Source organism: Erwinia piriflorinigrans CFBP 5888 (assembly GCF_001050515.1).
Lineage (GTDB): Bacteria > Pseudomonadota > Gammaproteobacteria > Enterobacterales > Enterobacteriaceae > Erwinia > Erwinia piriflorinigrans.
This window is the reverse complement of the sequence record NZ_CAHS01000022.1, coordinates 77,429-92,892: the sequence shown is the minus strand read 5'-3', so window position 1 is coordinate 92,892 and position 15,464 is coordinate 77,429. Positions and strand designations below refer to the sequence as shown.

Genomic DNA, 15,464 nt, shown 5'->3' with positions numbered 1-15,464 from the left:
CGATGAGTGCGAAAAAGGTTGAACAGGCCGCTGCAAAGGCCGGGATTGCCACGACCTGGATCAATGCTGGCGGTCAGGAGCAGGCCGTCAGTCAGGCGACATGTGAAAAGCTGCTGGCGGCAATGCCTGCGCCGCAAAAAGCCAGCCATGCGCCTCTGCCCCCCTGTAAGGTGTTGCTACAAAAGCATATTAAGCCACTACAGATTGGCGGCAAAGGCGATTATCAATGGCGGTTGAACAGCGAGGGGGGTAAGACGTTTAGCGGCAGCGTCACCGCCGGGGAAATGTTGACGCTGCCCAGGAATCTGCCTAATGGCTATCATCAGCTGCTGCTTAGCCAGGGAAAGAAGCAGTGGGCATGCCGGATCATTGTGGCACCGCAACGCTGCCACGAACCCGCCGTCATCAGGCAAGGAGATAAGCTGTGGGGCGCGATTGTGCAGCTCTACACGCTGCGCTCGGAGCAGAACTGGGGGATAGGCGACTTCGGCGATCTGAAACGCATGGTCAGTGACATTGCCGTACGCGGCGGCTCTTTCATCGGGCTTAACCCGATCCACGCCTTGTACCCTGCTATCCCGGAAAGCGCCAGCCCATACAGTCCCTCATCGCGCCGCTGGCTTAACGTGATCTACATCGACGTGGCGGCGGTTGCCGACTTTCACCAGAGCCAGGCCGGGCAGCGCTGGTGGCAGCAGAAAAATACCCGCCAGCGGCTGGAGAAGGCGCGTCAGGCTGATTGGGTGGATTATGCCACGGTGGGCGAACTCAAAATTCACGGATTGCGCTACGCCTGGCAGCAGTTCTCGCAGCGTGAGCAGCAGGACTCAACCCGCCTTGACTTCGAGCAGTTTATTCGCGATGGCGGGCAAAGCCTGGTCGACCAGGCCACCTATGACGCTCTCCACGGGCAAATGCTGAAAGAAGACCCGCAGCGCTGGGGCTGGCCGGTCTGGCCGGAAGCCTGGCAGCACGGCCATAGTGACGCGGTGCAGCGGTTCCGGGATGAGCACGCTGATGAGGTGCGCTTCTGGCTGTGGCTACAATGGCTGGCCGACCGCCAGTTCGCCGAGTGCTGGCAGTGCTGCCAGCAGCATCGCATGTCGATCGGGCTGTACCGCGACCTGGCGGTTGGCGTGGCGCAGGGCGGGGCGGAAACCTGGTGCGACCGCGAACTGTATCGTCTTGATGCATCGATAGGCGCGCCGCCGGATATTCTCGGCCCGCAGGGGCAGAACTGGGGGCTGCCGCCGATGGATCCGCATGTGCTGGTCGCGCGGGGTTACCAGCCTTTTATTGATATGCTGCGTGCGAATATGATCAACTGCGGCGCGCTGCGTATTGACCATGTGATGTCGCTGCTGCGCCTGTGGTGGATACCTTACGATGAAACCGCCAATTTGGGAGCCTATGTTCACTACCCGGTGGACGATCTGATCGCCATTCTTGCCCTTGAAAGCGAACGCCAGCAGTGCATGGTGATTGGTGAAGATCTCGGCACTGTTCCACCGCAGATCGTCAGCAAGCTGCGCGATAGCGGCATCTATTCCTGGAAAGTCCTCTATTTTGAACAGGAGCCGTCGGGGCGTTACCGTTCACCTGACGCCTGGCCACGTCAGTCAATGGCCAGCGCCACAACCCACGACCTGCCCACGCTGCGCGGTTTCTGGAACGAAGGGGATCTAACGTTGGGTGAAACGCTGGGGCTGTACCCGGATAAACAGATACTCGGCGAATTATTTACCGACCGGGCGCGGAAAAAGCAGGCGCTGCTGGATGCACTGCATCGTGCGGGGTGCGTAGCCAAAAGCAGCGGTAAAGTGGCGGCTAATATGGCCATGTCGGCGCGACTGAATCGCGGTATGCAGCGTTTTATCGCCGCCAGCGACAGCGCGCTGCTCGGCTTGCAGCCCGAGGACTGGTTAGATATGGAAAAGCCGGTCAATGTGCCGGGCACCACCGACCAGTATCCTAACTGGCGACGCAAGCTTAGCGTGACGCAGGCGGTGATGTTCGCTGACGCCAGCATTAACCGTCTGCTCAAGGACATTAACGCCCGCCGCAAAGGCTAATGTCATGTTTGTCGTCATCTTGTGCCCGGCGAAGGATGGAGATAAAAACCCTGCGCCGGGTTCTCCTTTTCTTTTGGTATCAATAAAAGCCAAATACTCCATAGGGTTTTATGGCGATCTGCCATTCATGTATTGTGTGTTTTTTTAAATATGGCCATATTTAAAAAAACACTATCTACGGCTGGCTTATCGCCTGTCGTCATAATTACGCGTTTTTTTTAGTCGCCATTCTCATGGTTCTCACCTGGCCCCTTGACTTATCATTGACTCCTGAGTTTGCAGCGGGGATGAAATAATTTTCGAAATGCTCTCAATTGTCTTAAAAGTGCATGAACAGGTGATGTTCTGGCACTGATAGTATGACTCCTTTGTTTGCTCTGTCAGATATCTGCTGGTCCGAATATGTGCTGATTTATTACAAATTGGGCAACGCATCATAATTTTTCACCTGATCTCTATTGGGGTTGAAGTGCTGACCATATGAGTGAAATTATTCAATGATCGGTTACAGGTGAATGGATAATTAATGACTGACAAATTTGATGGTATGTTTTTTCGTTGTTTTCATTGCCACACAACATTTCTTTATTATATTTCTCTGTTTTGTTGTGTGGTTGTTTATCCAAAGCTTTTCTCTTTGTGCATTCTTTTTTTTGCGGTTTTATACACGTCTAACCTGAACAGCGGACGATTGGATGCGTAATGATTTTCTTGCTTTAGATAATCAGACTTATCATGTAAACGGCGACCTGTTGATATGGGAAATTATTACGGGCCCCTTTATAACGGAATAGATGGTGAATTCACGTTGATGCCGGGAAAGTACGGACATAAAATCAAGGTAACGAAACTTATTTCTAAATCCACTATTGAAAGCCAGTGGAGATAAATTTATCGAGGTTAATATGAGTGATGATTTTATTTATGACAGATTATCAATTCGGGTTCCTGAGCAATATGACACTATTCAGCAGGCGCTTGATTTTCTGAAAGGTAAGGTAATCGTTTCGGGTGTTGATATATGGGTATCTGACGGTGAGTATGAGATATCCTCTCCCATTCGATCTGAAGTGATATATTCAGATCGACTGACGATAAGAGGTAATGAATCAGATCCTTCTAAATGTGTTATCAACGTTGATAACAGCAACAGTGTGGATGGTTTTCTATTCAGCAACGGCTGTGGTGTATCATGGCTTAATGGCTTTACTATCAGGGGACAGCGCGGTTTTATCAGTAAGGGGCAATGGAATGAAGATTGCTATGGTTCTGGGATCCGAGCGGTAAACAGCATGGTTACCTTAGGCGGGGAAATAGTGATTGAAAAAATGTATTATGGCATAAGAGCCATGAACGGTGCATTTATCACGAATGAAACAGCCCCTAAAGATGGTAAGCAGGGCGGTGGAATCAAAGTTTATTATGCCGGTGATGCCGCATATCATGCATTTGCTGCCAGTATTAAAGTCTCCTGTGCTGAAGCTTACGATACGGCTCACGATCCTGAAGGGCTGGGTTTTGGATTTTGTGCTGAGTCTGGCGGTTTTTTGTCCTGCGAATATGCCATCTCCAATGGCAATTTAAAGGCGGGTTATTATGCACTGTCCAGCGGTAGCGTATGGGCTCATGGTGTTTCGGCATCCTCCAACATGTATGGTGTCTTATCCTGGGGCGGCAGCATTGAGTGCAACAAGATTGGTGAATATGATTCCACCTTCAGTTTCAATGAGGCCGGTATCTATGCAACATACAATGGTTTTATCGGTGCAAACGGCGCGTACTGCGTAAATAATAATATAGGTGTTCTTAGTGACAGGAACTCTCTTATTGATATTACTTATGTGGTCAGCGAAAAAAATACTAATGATGGTTTTAAATGTGACATTTTTGGTGTGATGTCGGGTTTTAACGTCACCAGTCAAAATAATGGCGGTGACGGGTTCCACTGTACTATTGGCAGTAAATTTAACATTGTTAATGCACAATCCCTGAATAATTCTGGGAATGGCTATTTTTCAGCGAAGAATAGTATCATCTTTGTCGAAGGGCTATATGGGGAAGGCAACCTGACGGGGTTTTGTACACCAGAAAGATATAGCCTGAATCCGCAAGGTGGCAACGATAATAGCCTGATATTTGATATTTGATATTTAATATTTATTTCTTAAATGACATGTTGCAGCGGCGTCAAACGTGGGAAATCATAAAGGGGGCCAGAATATCGGCCCCATACACACTCTGTCAGTAGAACGAGTGTTCACCGCGCTGGTGCTCGGTCAGATCGCGTACGCCTTTCAATTCCGGGAACGCGGCCAGCATCTCTTTCTCAATGCCTTCCTTCAGGGTGACATCGACCATTGAACAGCCGTTACAGCCGCCGCCAAATTGCAGGATAGCGTAACCTTCATCGGTGATTTCCATTAGAGAAACTTTACCGCCGTGGCTGGCCAGCTGCGGGTTGATCTGCGCCTGCAACAGATACTCTACGCGCTCAATCAGCGGGGCATCGTCACTGACTTTACGCATTTTGGCATTAGGTGCTTTCAGCGTCAGTTGAGAACCAAGATTGTCGGTAACAAAGTCGATTTCAGCATCTTGCAGATAAGGGGCGCTCAGCTCATCGACAAACGCCGACAGCTTGTCAAACTTCAGTTCAGTATCGGTTGCTTCTACTGCATCGGGTGGACAGTAGGAGACGCCGCACTCGGCGGTAGGTGTACCCGGATTGATAACGAATACGCGAATTTGGGTGCCATCTTCCTGCTTTGACAGCAGTTTTGCGAAGTGCTCTTGTGCAGAGTCGGTAATTAGGATCATGGCGATTGCTCAATAGTTGACTAATTTCGTTGGTTATAATACGCCCATCACCGCTGCTCTACAAGGTGCGGCACAGGCACCATATCTCGACGCTGGCAGCGCCGTTGGCCAGTAAAATCCGGCTGATTTCAGCAGCGGTACTGCCCGTGGTGACCACATCATCCAGCAGAGCGATATGGTACCCACACACCGCTGTTTCAAGACGGAAAGCACCACGTAAATTTTTACGCCGCGCCCGTGCGCCCAGGCGATGCTGGATTTTTGCCGCTCGTACCCGCCTGATAGCATCCGGCAGATAGCGGCAGGGAATCCAGTGTGCAAGACGATGCGCCATATCTTCTAACTGATTATAGCCACGCCGCCACGCCCGGTGGTGATGCAACGGCACCGTGAGCAGTAAATCGGGACGCCGAAGCCCGGTTTCGTGACGCCGCTGTAACCAGCGTAGCAGTAATAACCGCGCCAGCATGACCGCAAGTGCGGTGTCTCGATAAAACTTCAGCCGGTTGACCAGCTGGCTAAGCGGTGGCTGCCACGGCGATACGGCAATCAGATGTTGCCACGGTGGAGGATGGCGCAGACAGCGACCGCAGTCATGATTGGCGGTGTATGAGGGTAAGCCGCAGCGTTGGCAGCAGGCGGAACGCACCAGCAGCAGACGCAGACAGACGTTGCACAGCCCGTGTATGGCGAAAGTCAGCGGCATCGCGCATAGCCAACAGCCTGCCGGTATTGATAGCATGGTGATCTCACTGGCAAAAACAGGACCATAACCCATGACCGCGCTTCATTGGGAGACTATCGGGCAAGGAGATCGCCATCTTGTGCTGCTGCACGGATGGGGACTGAATGCCGCAGTTTGGCATAGCATCAGCGCGCGACTCGGCGCACATTTTTGTCTGCATTTGGTGGACCTGCCCGGCTACGGTCGCAGCCAGGGGTTCCCGGCGATGACATTAGATGAAATGGTGGCAGCCATCTTGCCGCAGGCCCCGGAGCGGGCCATCTGGCTCGGTTGGTCGCTGGGTGGGCTGGTAGCCAGCCAGCTGGCTTTGAGCCATCCGCAGCGGGTGAGCGGGCTGATTAGCGTGGCCTCATCGCCCTGCTTCAGCGCGCAGCCTGAATGGCCGGGGATCAAGGCGGAAACGCTCAGCGGCTTCCAGCAGCAGCTGAGTGAGGATTTTCAGCGCACCGTTGAGCGTTTTCTCGCGCTGCAAACGCTGGGAAGTGACAGCGCCCGTCAGGATGCCCGCATGTTGAAAAGCGTGGTGTTGGATCAACCCATGCCAACGGCAGAAGTGCTTAACGGCGGTCTGGAGATCCTGCGTACCGCCGATTTGCGCCAGGCGATGCAGGGATTAACGATGCCGCTGCTGCGTCTGTACGGCGCGCTGGACGGGCTGGTGCCGCGCAAAATCGCCCCGCTACTGGACGCAGCCTGGCCCACCAGCCATAGCCATATCATCGACCGGGCGGCACACGCGCCGTTTATCTCTCATCCGCAGGCGTTCTGCGAACGGGTGATAGCGTTTAGCGACACGTTGCTTTAGTCAAGCAGCGGCTGGCATGTCCGTCATGCTGGCGCTGTCCTGCTCAACAGTGAGCGATTTCAGGTTTTTAGCCAGCGGAATTGCCATGCGCCCAGCACCAGCGCCTCATTACCCTCGATTTTTTCGCCGCTGATCACATCGTGATACCCACGCGGTTCGGGCAGACGGTAACTGACCGGCCTGGCGCTCACATTAAACACGCACCATAGCGTATCCTGTGGGTTTTTTGCCTGCCTTTGCATCACCAGCAGCGCATTATCGCTGTCAACAAGGATCATGGGATTGTCCGGATGGAATGCAGACTGACCAATACGCACCTGAATCAGCTGACTGAGTGTGGTATAGATCCGCTGGCGTAAGGAGCCCGTCACGGCCAGCGCCTGGCGGATATCGCACAGCGCATATTTTTGACGATTGATCGTCCGGTTTTGTCCGGTCACTCTGACGCCCTCGCTATCATTGCGCGAGCCAAGGATACTCTGCACGTAGACCGCCGGAACGCCAGGAAAAGCCAGCAGTATGCCGTGAGCCAGCAAAAAGCGTTGCAGGCGAATATCATCGTCATCCTGGGCTTTATTTAGCGCGTCCAGCCAGGTGACGTTAATTTCGTAGGGGCTGGTGGTGCCATCAGGATCCGTTTTCCAAGAGATAAGCGCCCCCTCCCGCGCCAGATCTTGCGCCAGCGCAACAATTTCGCCTTCAGGCAAAATGCCGCGCAGGGGATTCAGGCCGATACCGTCATGAGAAGCAAGAAAATTAAAGAAGGTGGTGCTACCGCCACCGCCGTCAAGTGAGGATGCCCATTGGCGCAGTGCGCATGATGAACCCCGGTGGATGGCGTGCAGCACCAGCGGCGGCAGCGGGAACTGATAGACCATCTGTGCCTCATCGTGGCCGTTGCCGAAATAGCGGATATTGTCATGATGCGGCACGTTTGTTTCGGTCAGTAGCACCGTCCCCGCTGCCACCCTATCGATGATGGCGCGGAACAGCTTCACCAGCAGGTGGGTTTTCTCCAGATGGATGCACGCCGTGCCCGGGGTCTTCCACATATAGCCCACCGCATCCAGCCGCAGATAATCGGCTCCCCGCTGCAAATAATCCAGCAGCACTTTGACCATATTGAGCAGCACGTCGGGATTCGCATAATTCAGATCCACCTGGTCGGCGCTGAATGTGGTCCAGATAAAGCGCGTCTCTCCGTCTGCCATCACAAACGGCGTGAGTAAAGGTGAGGTGCGTGGGCGGGTCACTACAGATAAATCAGTCGTGGGAGGCTGACTGATAAAAAAGTCATCCCAGCCAATATCTTGCGCCAGGTAGTGGGCAAACCAGGCGCTGTGTGCGGACATATGGTTACAAACGAAGTCAAACATCAGGCGCGTGTGCTGATGCAGTGCGTCGATTTCCTGCCAGCCGCCGTAGGGTGGATTCACCTGGTGATAGTCAATTACCGCAAAGCCATCGTCTGACGACGAGGGGAAAAAGGGCAGCAGGTGAACCAGGTTAAAGCTGGATTGTAAATACTGTCGGTAAAAGCGTGAGAAGGTGGTCAGGGTGGGGGCATTATCTTCACGAAACTGATCCGCGTAGGTGATCAACACCACGTCTTTTTCATCCCAGTGCGCTTTGCGCGGCGGGTGGGCCCGTGTGCGGGCAGCGGTAATCAGATTATGCAGCTGTTGCAGGCGTACCGGTGGGAAAGTGGAGTCGTAAATTTCATCTATCAACTTATTGATAATACTCATTATCTTTACCCGTTATTCGTCAGATTACAGGTGCATCGGCGGCAACGCTGATTGTCAGGGGGACAGACGGTGCCCACAGGAGAAAACCCACAGATTATTTCTCACTGTAGATGCTGATAATAAAATCACAACCTGACAAGAGTGGCGGGTAAAGCGGCAGGGTGACAAAGGGCGGGCCGGGAGGCCCGCCCGGTGAGATTAGCTTTTCTTGCCGAAGGCGGCTGCCAGCGCATCACCCATTGCGCTGTTTCCCGCGCTCTGGGCGGCAGGGCGCTTGTTACCGGCTTTCGCCGGGCGGGAGCGCTCATTAGCCGCGTGATTAGCACCGCCGCGACGGGCGTTGGTTTCACCCGGCTGCTCGTCAAGGCGCATGGTCAGGGCAATACGTTTACGTTGCAGGTCGACTTCCATCACCTTCACCTTGACGATATCTCCCGCTTTCACCACCTTGTGCGGGTCATCGACAAATTTATCGGCCAGCGAGGAGATATGCACCAGACCGTCCTGATGAACGCCGATATCGACAAAGGCACCAAAGTTGGTGACGTTGGTCACCGATCCTTCCAGCACCATCCCAGGCAGCAGGTCGTTCATGGTGTCGATGCCGTCAGCAAACTGTGCGGTTTTAAACTCAGGGCGCGGATCGCGACCCGGCTTTTCCAGCTCTTTGATAATGTCGCTGACGGTCGGCACGCCGAAGCGCTCGTCGGTGAAATCCACGGCTTTCAGGTCGCGCAGGGCCGAAGGATTACCCATCAGATCGTTCAGCGCCTGCTCGGTCGCGGCGAGAATGCGCTCGACCACCGGATAGGCTTCCGGGTGAACCGTTGAAATATCCAGCGGGTTATCGCCCTGGCTGATACGCAGGAAGCCGGCGCACTGCTCAAAGGCTTTCGGCCCAAGACGGCCCACCTTCAGCAGCTGCTGGCGGTTCTGGAAGCGGCCATTCTCGTCGCGCCAGCTAACGATATTTTGGGCGATCATTTTGCTCAGGCCAGCTACCCGGGTCAGCAGCGGCACTGAGGCGGTGTTAAGATCCACGCCGACGCCGTTCACGCAGTCTTCCACCACCGCATCCAGTTTTTTCGCCAGCTGGCTCTGGCTGACATCATGCTGATACTGACCCACGCCGATCGATTTCGGATCGATTTTCACCAGCTCGGAGAGTGGATCTTGTAAACGACGGGCGATGGACACCGCGCCACGCAGCGACACGTCAAGGTCAGGGAACTCCAGCGCGGCCAGCTCGGAAGCGGAATAGACCGATGCGCCCGCTTCACTGACGATCACCTTTTGCCCCTGTACCTGCGGGAACTGTTTCTGCACGTCGAGGTAGAAACGTTCGGTCTCGCGTGAGGCGGTGCCGTTGCCGATAGCGACCAGCTCAACCTGATGTTTCGTGCACAGCGCCGCCACAGCCGCCGCCGCTTTCGCCGCCTGACCGGTATGCGGATAAATGGTATCGGTGGCTACCACCTTCCCGGTTGCATCCACCACCGCGACTTTCACCCCGGTACGCAGACCCGGATCGAGGCCCATAGTGGCACGCATCCCGGCCGGGGCCGCCATCAGCAGGTCGTGCAGGTTGCGGGCAAAGACGTTAATCGCTTCATCTTCCGCACGTTCGCGCACGCTGCCCATCAGCTCGGTCTCAAGATGCAGCAGCACCTTAATACGCCAGGTCCAGCTCACCACCGCCTTGCGCCAGCTATCCGCCGGGGCGTTATTCAGGCGCAGGTTGAGATGATCGCTGATAATCTGTTCGCCGTGACTTTCACGCGGCGGCTCATCGAACTGCGGGTCGGCATTCAGCGCCAGCTGTAAGATGCCTTCGTTACGGCCACGGAACATCGCCAGCGCACGGTGAGAAGGCACCGTCGACAACGCTTCGTGATGGTCAAAGTAGTCGCGGAATTTTGCGCCTTCCTCTGCTTTCCCTTCAACCACACGGGAGACAAGATGGGCATTTTTCCACAGATAGTCGCGCACTTTAGCCAGCAGCCCCGCATCTTCTGCGAAGCGCTCCATCAGAATATAACGCGCGCCGTCGAGGGCCGCCTTGCTGTCAGCAACGCCTTTATCCGTGTTGATATACTCTGCTGCCAGCTGCTCCGGGTGATTCTCCGGCTGCTGCCACAGCGTATCGGCCAGCGGTTGCAGGCCCGCTTCAATGGCAATCTGCCCGCGCGTACGGCGCTTCTGTTTGTACGGCAGATAAAGGTCTTCCAGCTCGGTTTTACTGAGCGTGGCATTGATGGCGTCAGTTAGCTCGTCGGTCAGCTTGCCCTGATCGGCAATCGATTTCAGAATCGACTGGCGGCGATCGGACAGTTCACGCAGATAACCCAAACGGGTCTCCAGCTGGCGCAGCTGGGTATCATCTAACCCACCGGTCACTTCCTTACGATAACGTGCGATAAACGGCACGGTATTTCCTTCGTCCAGCAGGCGAACGGCGGCTTCAACCTGTTCTTCCCTGGCCTGCAACTCATTTGCAATCAGGCGACTTAGCGAATCTTTCATCATGTTTTGATACTTTATGGCTTGAGAAATTGGCACCAGTTATACGGACTGCCGCCGCATAATGCCAGACGCGGTTTAACTTTCAGATTACCGGATAGTGGCAGGCGGCGGGGCGTGCTGGTCTGGGTATCAGGGCTGTGCTACGTAGCTGATGTCGTTAACATACCACAGCACTTCACCTGCCGGGGTAAAGACGGTGGCGGCATCGCCGACCTCTTTTTTCAGCAGGGCGCGCGCCATCGGCGAGTCGATAGAGATATAGTCGTTACGGCCAAAAATCTCATCGTAACCGACGATGCGAAAACGCTTGATGTCGCCGTCCTCATTTTCGACCTCGACCCAGGCACCAAAGAAAACTTTGCCATCCTGCTGCGGTGAGTAGTCGACAATACGCAGCTGCTCGAGACATTTGGTCAAATAGCGCACCCGGCGATCGATCTCACGCAGGCGTTTTTTATTGTACTGGTAGTCGGCATTTTCACTGCGGTCACCGAGGCTGGCCGCCCAGGTCACCTTTTTGGTTACCTCCGGGCGATCCTCACGCCAGAGAAAATCCAGTTCCTGCTTGAGCAAATTGTAGCCTTCGCGTGTAATCAGTTTGGTTTTCATCGTCAGCCATCTTTTATCGGGTTTTGCCGCTATTGTGTTGCGTTGGGTGCAGGGATGCAAATACGCCGTCGCCCATTTTGCCATCACGTTACTGGTTGTTTGTCATGGAAAATACCGTTGCCGGGGCGGGTACATTTAAACGGTTTTTGCCCCTCTGATGAAAGATAAGCTGCTGTTTAATATGCTTTGTAACAATTTCAGCTACAATATAAACCATAATTGACTGTTACATTCAGGCATCTTTTTTGAAAATACAGACTCAGGCAATAGCGCCGTTGGGAGTAGCGAAATGCAAGAAAACTACAAAATTCTGGTGGTCGATGACGACATGCGTCTGCGCGCACTGCTGGAACGTTATCTGACCGAACAGGGCTTTCAGGTGCGCAGCGTGGCAAACGCAGAGCAGATGGATCGCCTGTTAACGCGCGAATCCTTCCACCTGATGGTGCTGGACCTGATGCTGCCTGGCGAAGATGGCCTGTCCATTTGCCGCCGTCTGCGCAGCCAGAGCAACCCGATGCCGATCATCATGGTGACGGCGAAGGGAGAAGAAGTTGACCGTATTGTCGGGCTGGAAATCGGCGCGGATGACTACATCCCCAAACCGTTTAACCCGCGTGAGCTGCTGGCCCGTATCCGCGCCGTGCTGCGCCGTCAGGCCAATGAGCTGCCGGGCGCGCCTTCTCAGGAAGAGGCGGTGATTGCCTTCGGCAAATTCAAGCTGAATCTCGGTACGCGTGAGATGTTCCGGGAAGATGAGCCAATGCCACTGACCAGCGGTGAGTTTGCGGTGCTGAAAGCGCTGGTAAGCCACCCGCGTGAACCGCTGTCGCGTGACAAGCTGATGAATCTGGCGCGCGGTCGTGAGTACAGCGCGATGGAACGTTCCATTGATGTACAGATCTCCCGCCTGCGCCGTATGGTGGAAGAGGACCCGGCTCATCCTCGCTATATTCAGACCGTCTGGGGTCTGGGCTACGTTTTCGTCCCGGACGGCAGTAAAGCATGAGGCGACTCCGCTTCTCTCCCCGTAGTTCATTTGCCCGTACGCTGTTGCTGATCGTTACCTTGCTGTTCGTCAGCCTGGTAACGACTTACCTGGTGGTACTGAACTTTGCGATTTTGCCGAGTTTGCAGCAGTTCAATAAAGTGCTGGCTTATGAAGTGCGTATGCTGATGACCGACCGGTTGCAGCTGGAAGATGGCACCCAACTGGAGGTGCCACCGGCATTCCGTCGTGAAATTTACCGCGAGTTAGGTATTTCGCTGTATACCAACGCGGCGGCGGATGAGAGCGGATTGCGCTGGGCGCAGCACTATGAATTCCTGAGCCAGCAGATGGGACAGCAGCTTGGCGGCCCGACTGATGTGCGCGTTGAGGTGAATAAGAACTCGCCGGTGGTTTGGCTGAAAACCTGGCTGTCGCCGGATATCTGGGTGCGTGTGCCGCTGACCGAGATCCACCAGGGCGACTTCTCTCCGTTGTTCCGCTACACGTTGGCGATAATGCTACTGGCGATAGGCGGTGCCTGGCTGTTTATCCGTATTCAGAACCGCCCGCTGGTGGAGCTGGAGCATGCGGCGTTACAGGTAGGGAAAGGGAATATTCCCCCACCGCTGCGTGAGTATGGTGCTTCCGAGGTGCGTTCCGTAACGCGCGCGTTTAATCAGATGGCATCCGGCGTGAAGCAGCTGGCCGATGACCGTACTCTGTTGATGGCCGGGGTGAGCCATGATTTGCGTACCCCGCTGACACGCATCCGTTTGGCCACTGAAATGATGGCAGAGCAGGATGGTTATCTTGCGGAGTCGATCAATAAAGATATCGAAGAGTGCAATGCCATTATCGAGCAGTTTATTGACTATCTGCGCACCGGCCAGGAGATGCAGTTTGAACGTGCCGACCTGAACAGCGTACTGGGTGAGGTGGTCGCGGCGGAGAGCGGCTACGAGCGTGAGATTGAAAATGCGGTGCTGCCCGGTGAGCTGATGCTGGATATTAACCCACTGGCGATCAAGCGTGCGGTAGCGAATATGGTGGTAAATGCCGCGCGCTATGGCAATGGCTGGATAAAAGTCAGTTCCGGGAGTGAGTTGCAGCGCGCGTGGTTCCAGGTCGAGGATAACGGGCCTGGCATTGAACCGGATCAGTTACAGCACCTGCTTCAACCGTTTGTGCGCGGTGACAGCGCCCGGAGTACTAGCGGCACCGGACTCGGGCTGGCGATAGTACAACGTATTATCGATGCCCATCACGGAGCGCTGGAGATCGACAGCAGTGAACAGGGTGGATTACGTATTCGTGCCTATCTGCCGCTTCCGCATGCCAGCCTGCCAGCAGGCCCGGTGGCATAATATAAGAAGCGGGTCGGCCCATCACAGGCCGACCAGTTTCTTAGAGCTTAGGCCCAGCCTGAACCAGGGCCTCACCGGCAGGCGTGTCGGTAAACTTATCGAAGTTAGTGATAAAACGTTGTGCCAGTGAGCGCGCCTTATCATCCCATGCCGCTTCGCTGGTGTAGCTGTTACGCGGGTCAAGCAGCTTGCTGTCTACGCCAGGCAATGAGTCCGGCATTTCCAGATTGAAGATCGGCAGCGTTGAAGTCTGCGCATGGGCGATCTCACCGCTAAGAATGGCATTGATAATTGCCCGGGTATCTTTCAGCGACATACGTTTTCCACTGCCGTTCCAGCCGGTATTCACCAGCCAGGCTTCGGCTCCTGCGGCCTGCATGCGTTTCACCAGCACTTCAGCATACTGTGTTGGATGCAGCGTCAGGAATGCCGCGCCGAAGCAGGCGGAGAAGGTTGGCGTCGGTTCGGTCACGCCGCGCTCGGTGCCGGCCAGCTTGGCGGTAAAGCCGGACAGGAAGTGATACTGAGTTTGATCGGCGGTCAGGCGAGAAACCGGCGGCAGCACGCCGAAAGCATCGGCGGTCAGGAAGATCACTTTTTTCGCATGACCCGCTTTGGAAACCGGTTTGACGATATTGTCGATATGGTCAATCGGATAGGAGACGCGGGTATTCTCGGTCTTACTGCCATCATCGTAATCGACGGAGCCATCGTCGCGCACCACCACGTTCTCCAACAACGCATCGCGGCGGATGGCCTGATAGATCTCCGGCTCCGCCTGTGGCGATAGCTTGATGGTCTTGGCGTAACAGCCGCCTTCGAAGTTGAATACGCCGTCATCATCCCAGCCGTGCTCATCGTCGCCGATCAGCTGGCGCTGTGGGTCGGTGGATAGCGTGGTTTTTCCAGTACCGGAGAGACCAAAGAAGACCGCGACATCGCCATCACTACCGACGTTGGCAGAGCAGTGCATAGAAGCGATGCCCTTCAGTGGTAGCAGATAATTCATGATGGCAAACAGCCCTTTCTTCATCTCGCCACCGTACCAGGTGCCGCCAATCAGCTGTATTTTCTCCGTCAGGTTAAAGGCGACGAAGTTTTCCGAATGTAGCCCCTGCGATTGCCAGTCAGGATTGGTGCATTTTGCGCCGTTCATCACCACGAAGTCGGGTTCGAAGCTGGCGAGACTTTCATCGTCCGGGCGGATAAACATGTTTTTCACAAAATGTGCCTGCCAGGCCACTTCGGTAATAAAGCGCACGCTCAAACGACTGTCGGGGTTCGCGCCACACCAGGTGTCGACGACAAACAGGCGTTTGCCGGATAGCTGCCGTGTGACCAGTGATTTAAGTGACTGCCAGGTCTCCTGTGTGAGCGGCTGGTTGTCATTCTTGCCTTTACCCTGATCGCTCCACCACAGCGTGTCACGGGTCGTTTCATCACGAACCAGGTATTTATCTTTGGGTGAGCGGCCGGTAAAAATGCCGGTATCCACTGCGACAGCGCCCGACGCCGTGACAATACCACGCTCATAGCCGCTTAAACCGGGCTGGGTTTCTTCCTCAAACAGCATGTCATAATCAGGGTTATGAACGACTTCAACCGTATCAGTGATGCCATAAGCGACGAGTTCCTGCGGGGTCAGGCCGTTATTACGCATGTTACTGCTCCTTTCTCGGTTTTTTTGTACTGCACATAAAGGGTAGGGGGCGTTTCAGGTCTTTGCCGCGCTAACCCACTGTTTACATATGGGGGTTGTGAAGATGGCGCGCAGTGTACACGTGTCAGCT

12 protein-coding genes are annotated in these 15,464 nt (G+C 54.7%); 5 read left to right on the top strand and 7 right to left on the bottom strand.

The window, feature by feature from the left end; all coding sequences use genetic code 11:
* Positions 1-2 precede the first annotated feature (2 nt).
* Positions 3-2,072: a 4-alpha-glucanotransferase gene (malQ, locus tag EPIR_RS16555; protein ID WP_023656625.1), complete on the top strand. Its 2,070-nt coding sequence runs from the start codon at positions 3-5 to the stop codon at positions 2,070-2,072.
* A gap of 240 nt (positions 2,073-2,312) precedes the next feature.
* Here malQ and EPIR_RS18460 read toward each other — a convergent pair whose 3' ends face one another.
* The gene (locus EPIR_RS18460; RefSeq protein ID WP_338043470.1) at positions 2,313-2,507 is read right to left on the bottom strand and encodes an ogr/Delta-like zinc finger family protein; all 195 of its coding nucleotides are present in this window, start codon (positions 2,505-2,507) and stop codon (positions 2,313-2,315) included.
* 470 nt (positions 2,508-2,977) lie between these two features.
* Between EPIR_RS18460 and EPIR_RS16550 the strand changes: the two genes are divergently transcribed.
* Positions 2,978-4,219, top strand: a complete 1,242-nt coding sequence (locus EPIR_RS16550) for a hypothetical protein (RefSeq protein WP_023656622.1) — start codon at positions 2,978-2,980, stop codon at positions 4,217-4,219.
* Between the two features lie 94 nt (positions 4,220-4,313).
* On the opposite strand, the gene nfuA is transcribed toward EPIR_RS16550, so the two are convergent.
* Complete coding sequence (nfuA, locus tag EPIR_RS16545) at positions 4,314-4,889, bottom strand: Fe-S biogenesis protein NfuA (protein ID WP_012442903.1); 576 nt, start codon at positions 4,887-4,889, stop codon at positions 4,314-4,316.
* A 58-nt stretch (positions 4,890-4,947) separates the two neighbouring features.
* Positions 4,948-5,631, bottom strand: a complete 684-nt coding sequence (gntX, locus tag EPIR_RS16540) for a DNA utilization protein GntX (RefSeq protein WP_023656621.1) — start codon at positions 5,629-5,631, stop codon at positions 4,948-4,950.
* Positions 5,632-5,665: 34 nt separating this feature from the next.
* Between gntX and bioH the strand changes: the two genes are divergently transcribed.
* A complete protein-coding gene (bioH, locus tag EPIR_RS16535; RefSeq protein ID WP_023656620.1) occupies positions 5,666-6,439 on the top strand; it encodes a pimeloyl-ACP methyl ester esterase BioH in 774 nt (257 codons plus the stop codon).
* A 59-nt stretch (positions 6,440-6,498) separates the two neighbouring features.
* Here bioH and EPIR_RS16530 read toward each other — a convergent pair whose 3' ends face one another.
* From EPIR_RS16530 to greB, 3 genes are all read right to left on the bottom strand, one after another.
* On the bottom strand, positions 6,499-8,187 hold the full coding sequence (locus EPIR_RS16530; RefSeq protein WP_023656619.1) for a sugar phosphorylase: 1,689 nt from the start codon (positions 8,185-8,187) through the stop codon (positions 6,499-6,501).
* A 198-nt stretch (positions 8,188-8,385) separates the two neighbouring features.
* The gene (locus EPIR_RS16525) at positions 8,386-10,713 is read right to left on the bottom strand and encodes a Tex family protein (RefSeq protein WP_023656618.1); all 2,328 of its coding nucleotides are present in this window, start codon (positions 10,711-10,713) and stop codon (positions 8,386-8,388) included.
* A gap of 126 nt (positions 10,714-10,839) precedes the next feature.
* Positions 10,840-11,319: a transcription elongation factor GreB gene (gene greB / locus EPIR_RS16520; RefSeq protein ID WP_048697966.1), complete on the bottom strand. Its 480-nt coding sequence runs from the start codon at positions 11,317-11,319 to the stop codon at positions 10,840-10,842.
* A gap of 289 nt (positions 11,320-11,608) precedes the next feature.
* Between greB and ompR the strand changes: the two genes are divergently transcribed.
* Together ompR and envZ are read left to right on the top strand one after the other, a co-directional pair.
* Complete coding sequence (gene ompR, locus EPIR_RS16515; RefSeq protein ID WP_001157751.1) at positions 11,609-12,328, top strand: osmolarity response regulator transcription factor OmpR; 720 nt, start codon at positions 11,609-11,611, stop codon at positions 12,326-12,328.
* Positions 12,325-13,674, top strand: coding sequence for a two-component system sensor histidine kinase EnvZ (gene envZ, locus EPIR_RS16510; RefSeq protein WP_023656615.1), 1,350 nt, complete (start codon positions 12,325-12,327; stop codon positions 13,672-13,674). Before ompR ends, envZ begins: the two co-directional genes overlap by 4 nt.
* A 40-nt stretch (positions 13,675-13,714) precedes the next feature.
* On the opposite strand, the gene pckA is transcribed toward envZ, so the two are convergent.
* Positions 13,715-15,334 (bottom strand): phosphoenolpyruvate carboxykinase (ATP), encoded by a 1,620-nt coding sequence (gene pckA, locus EPIR_RS16505; RefSeq protein ID WP_023656614.1) that lies wholly within the window; start codon positions 15,332-15,334, stop codon positions 13,715-13,717.
* Positions 15,335-15,464 lie beyond the last annotated feature (130 nt).

Excerpts from the sequence above, each read along its gene's own strand:
- malQ (WP_023656625.1), top strand. The coding sequence starts at position 3 with ATGAGTGCGAAAAAGGTTGAACAGGCCGCTGCAAAGGCCGGGATTGCC.
- bioH (WP_023656620.1), top strand. The coding sequence starts at position 5,666 with ATGACCGCGCTTCATTGGGAGACTATCGGGCAAGGAGATCGCCATCTT.
- EPIR_RS16525 (WP_023656618.1), bottom strand. The coding sequence starts at position 10,713 with ATGATGAAAGATTCGCTAAGTCGCCTGATTGCAAATGAGTTGCAGGCC.
- EPIR_RS16550 (WP_023656622.1), top strand. The coding sequence starts at position 2,978 with ATGAGTGATGATTTTATTTATGACAGATTATCAATTCGGGTTCCTGAG.
- EPIR_RS18460 (WP_338043470.1), bottom strand. The coding sequence starts at position 2,507 with ATGCGTTGCCCAATTTGTAATAAATCAGCACATATTCGGACCAGCAGA.
- pckA (WP_023656614.1), bottom strand. The coding sequence starts at position 15,334 with ATGCGTAATAACGGCCTGACCCCGCAGGAACTCGTCGCTTATGGCATC.
- nfuA (WP_012442903.1), bottom strand. The coding sequence starts at position 4,889 with ATGATCCTAATTACCGACTCTGCACAAGAGCACTTCGCAAAACTGCTG.
- ompR (WP_001157751.1), top strand. The coding sequence starts at position 11,609 with ATGCAAGAAAACTACAAAATTCTGGTGGTCGATGACGACATGCGTCTG.
- envZ (WP_023656615.1), top strand. The coding sequence starts at position 12,325 with ATGAGGCGACTCCGCTTCTCTCCCCGTAGTTCATTTGCCCGTACGCTG.
- greB (WP_048697966.1), bottom strand. The coding sequence starts at position 11,319 with ATGAAAACCAAACTGATTACACGCGAAGGCTACAATTTGCTCAAGCAG.
- EPIR_RS16530 (WP_023656619.1), bottom strand. The coding sequence starts at position 8,187 with ATGAGTATTATCAATAAGTTGATAGATGAAATTTACGACTCCACTTTC.
- gntX (WP_023656621.1), bottom strand. The coding sequence starts at position 5,631 with ATGCTATCAATACCGGCAGGCTGTTGGCTATGCGCGATGCCGCTGACT.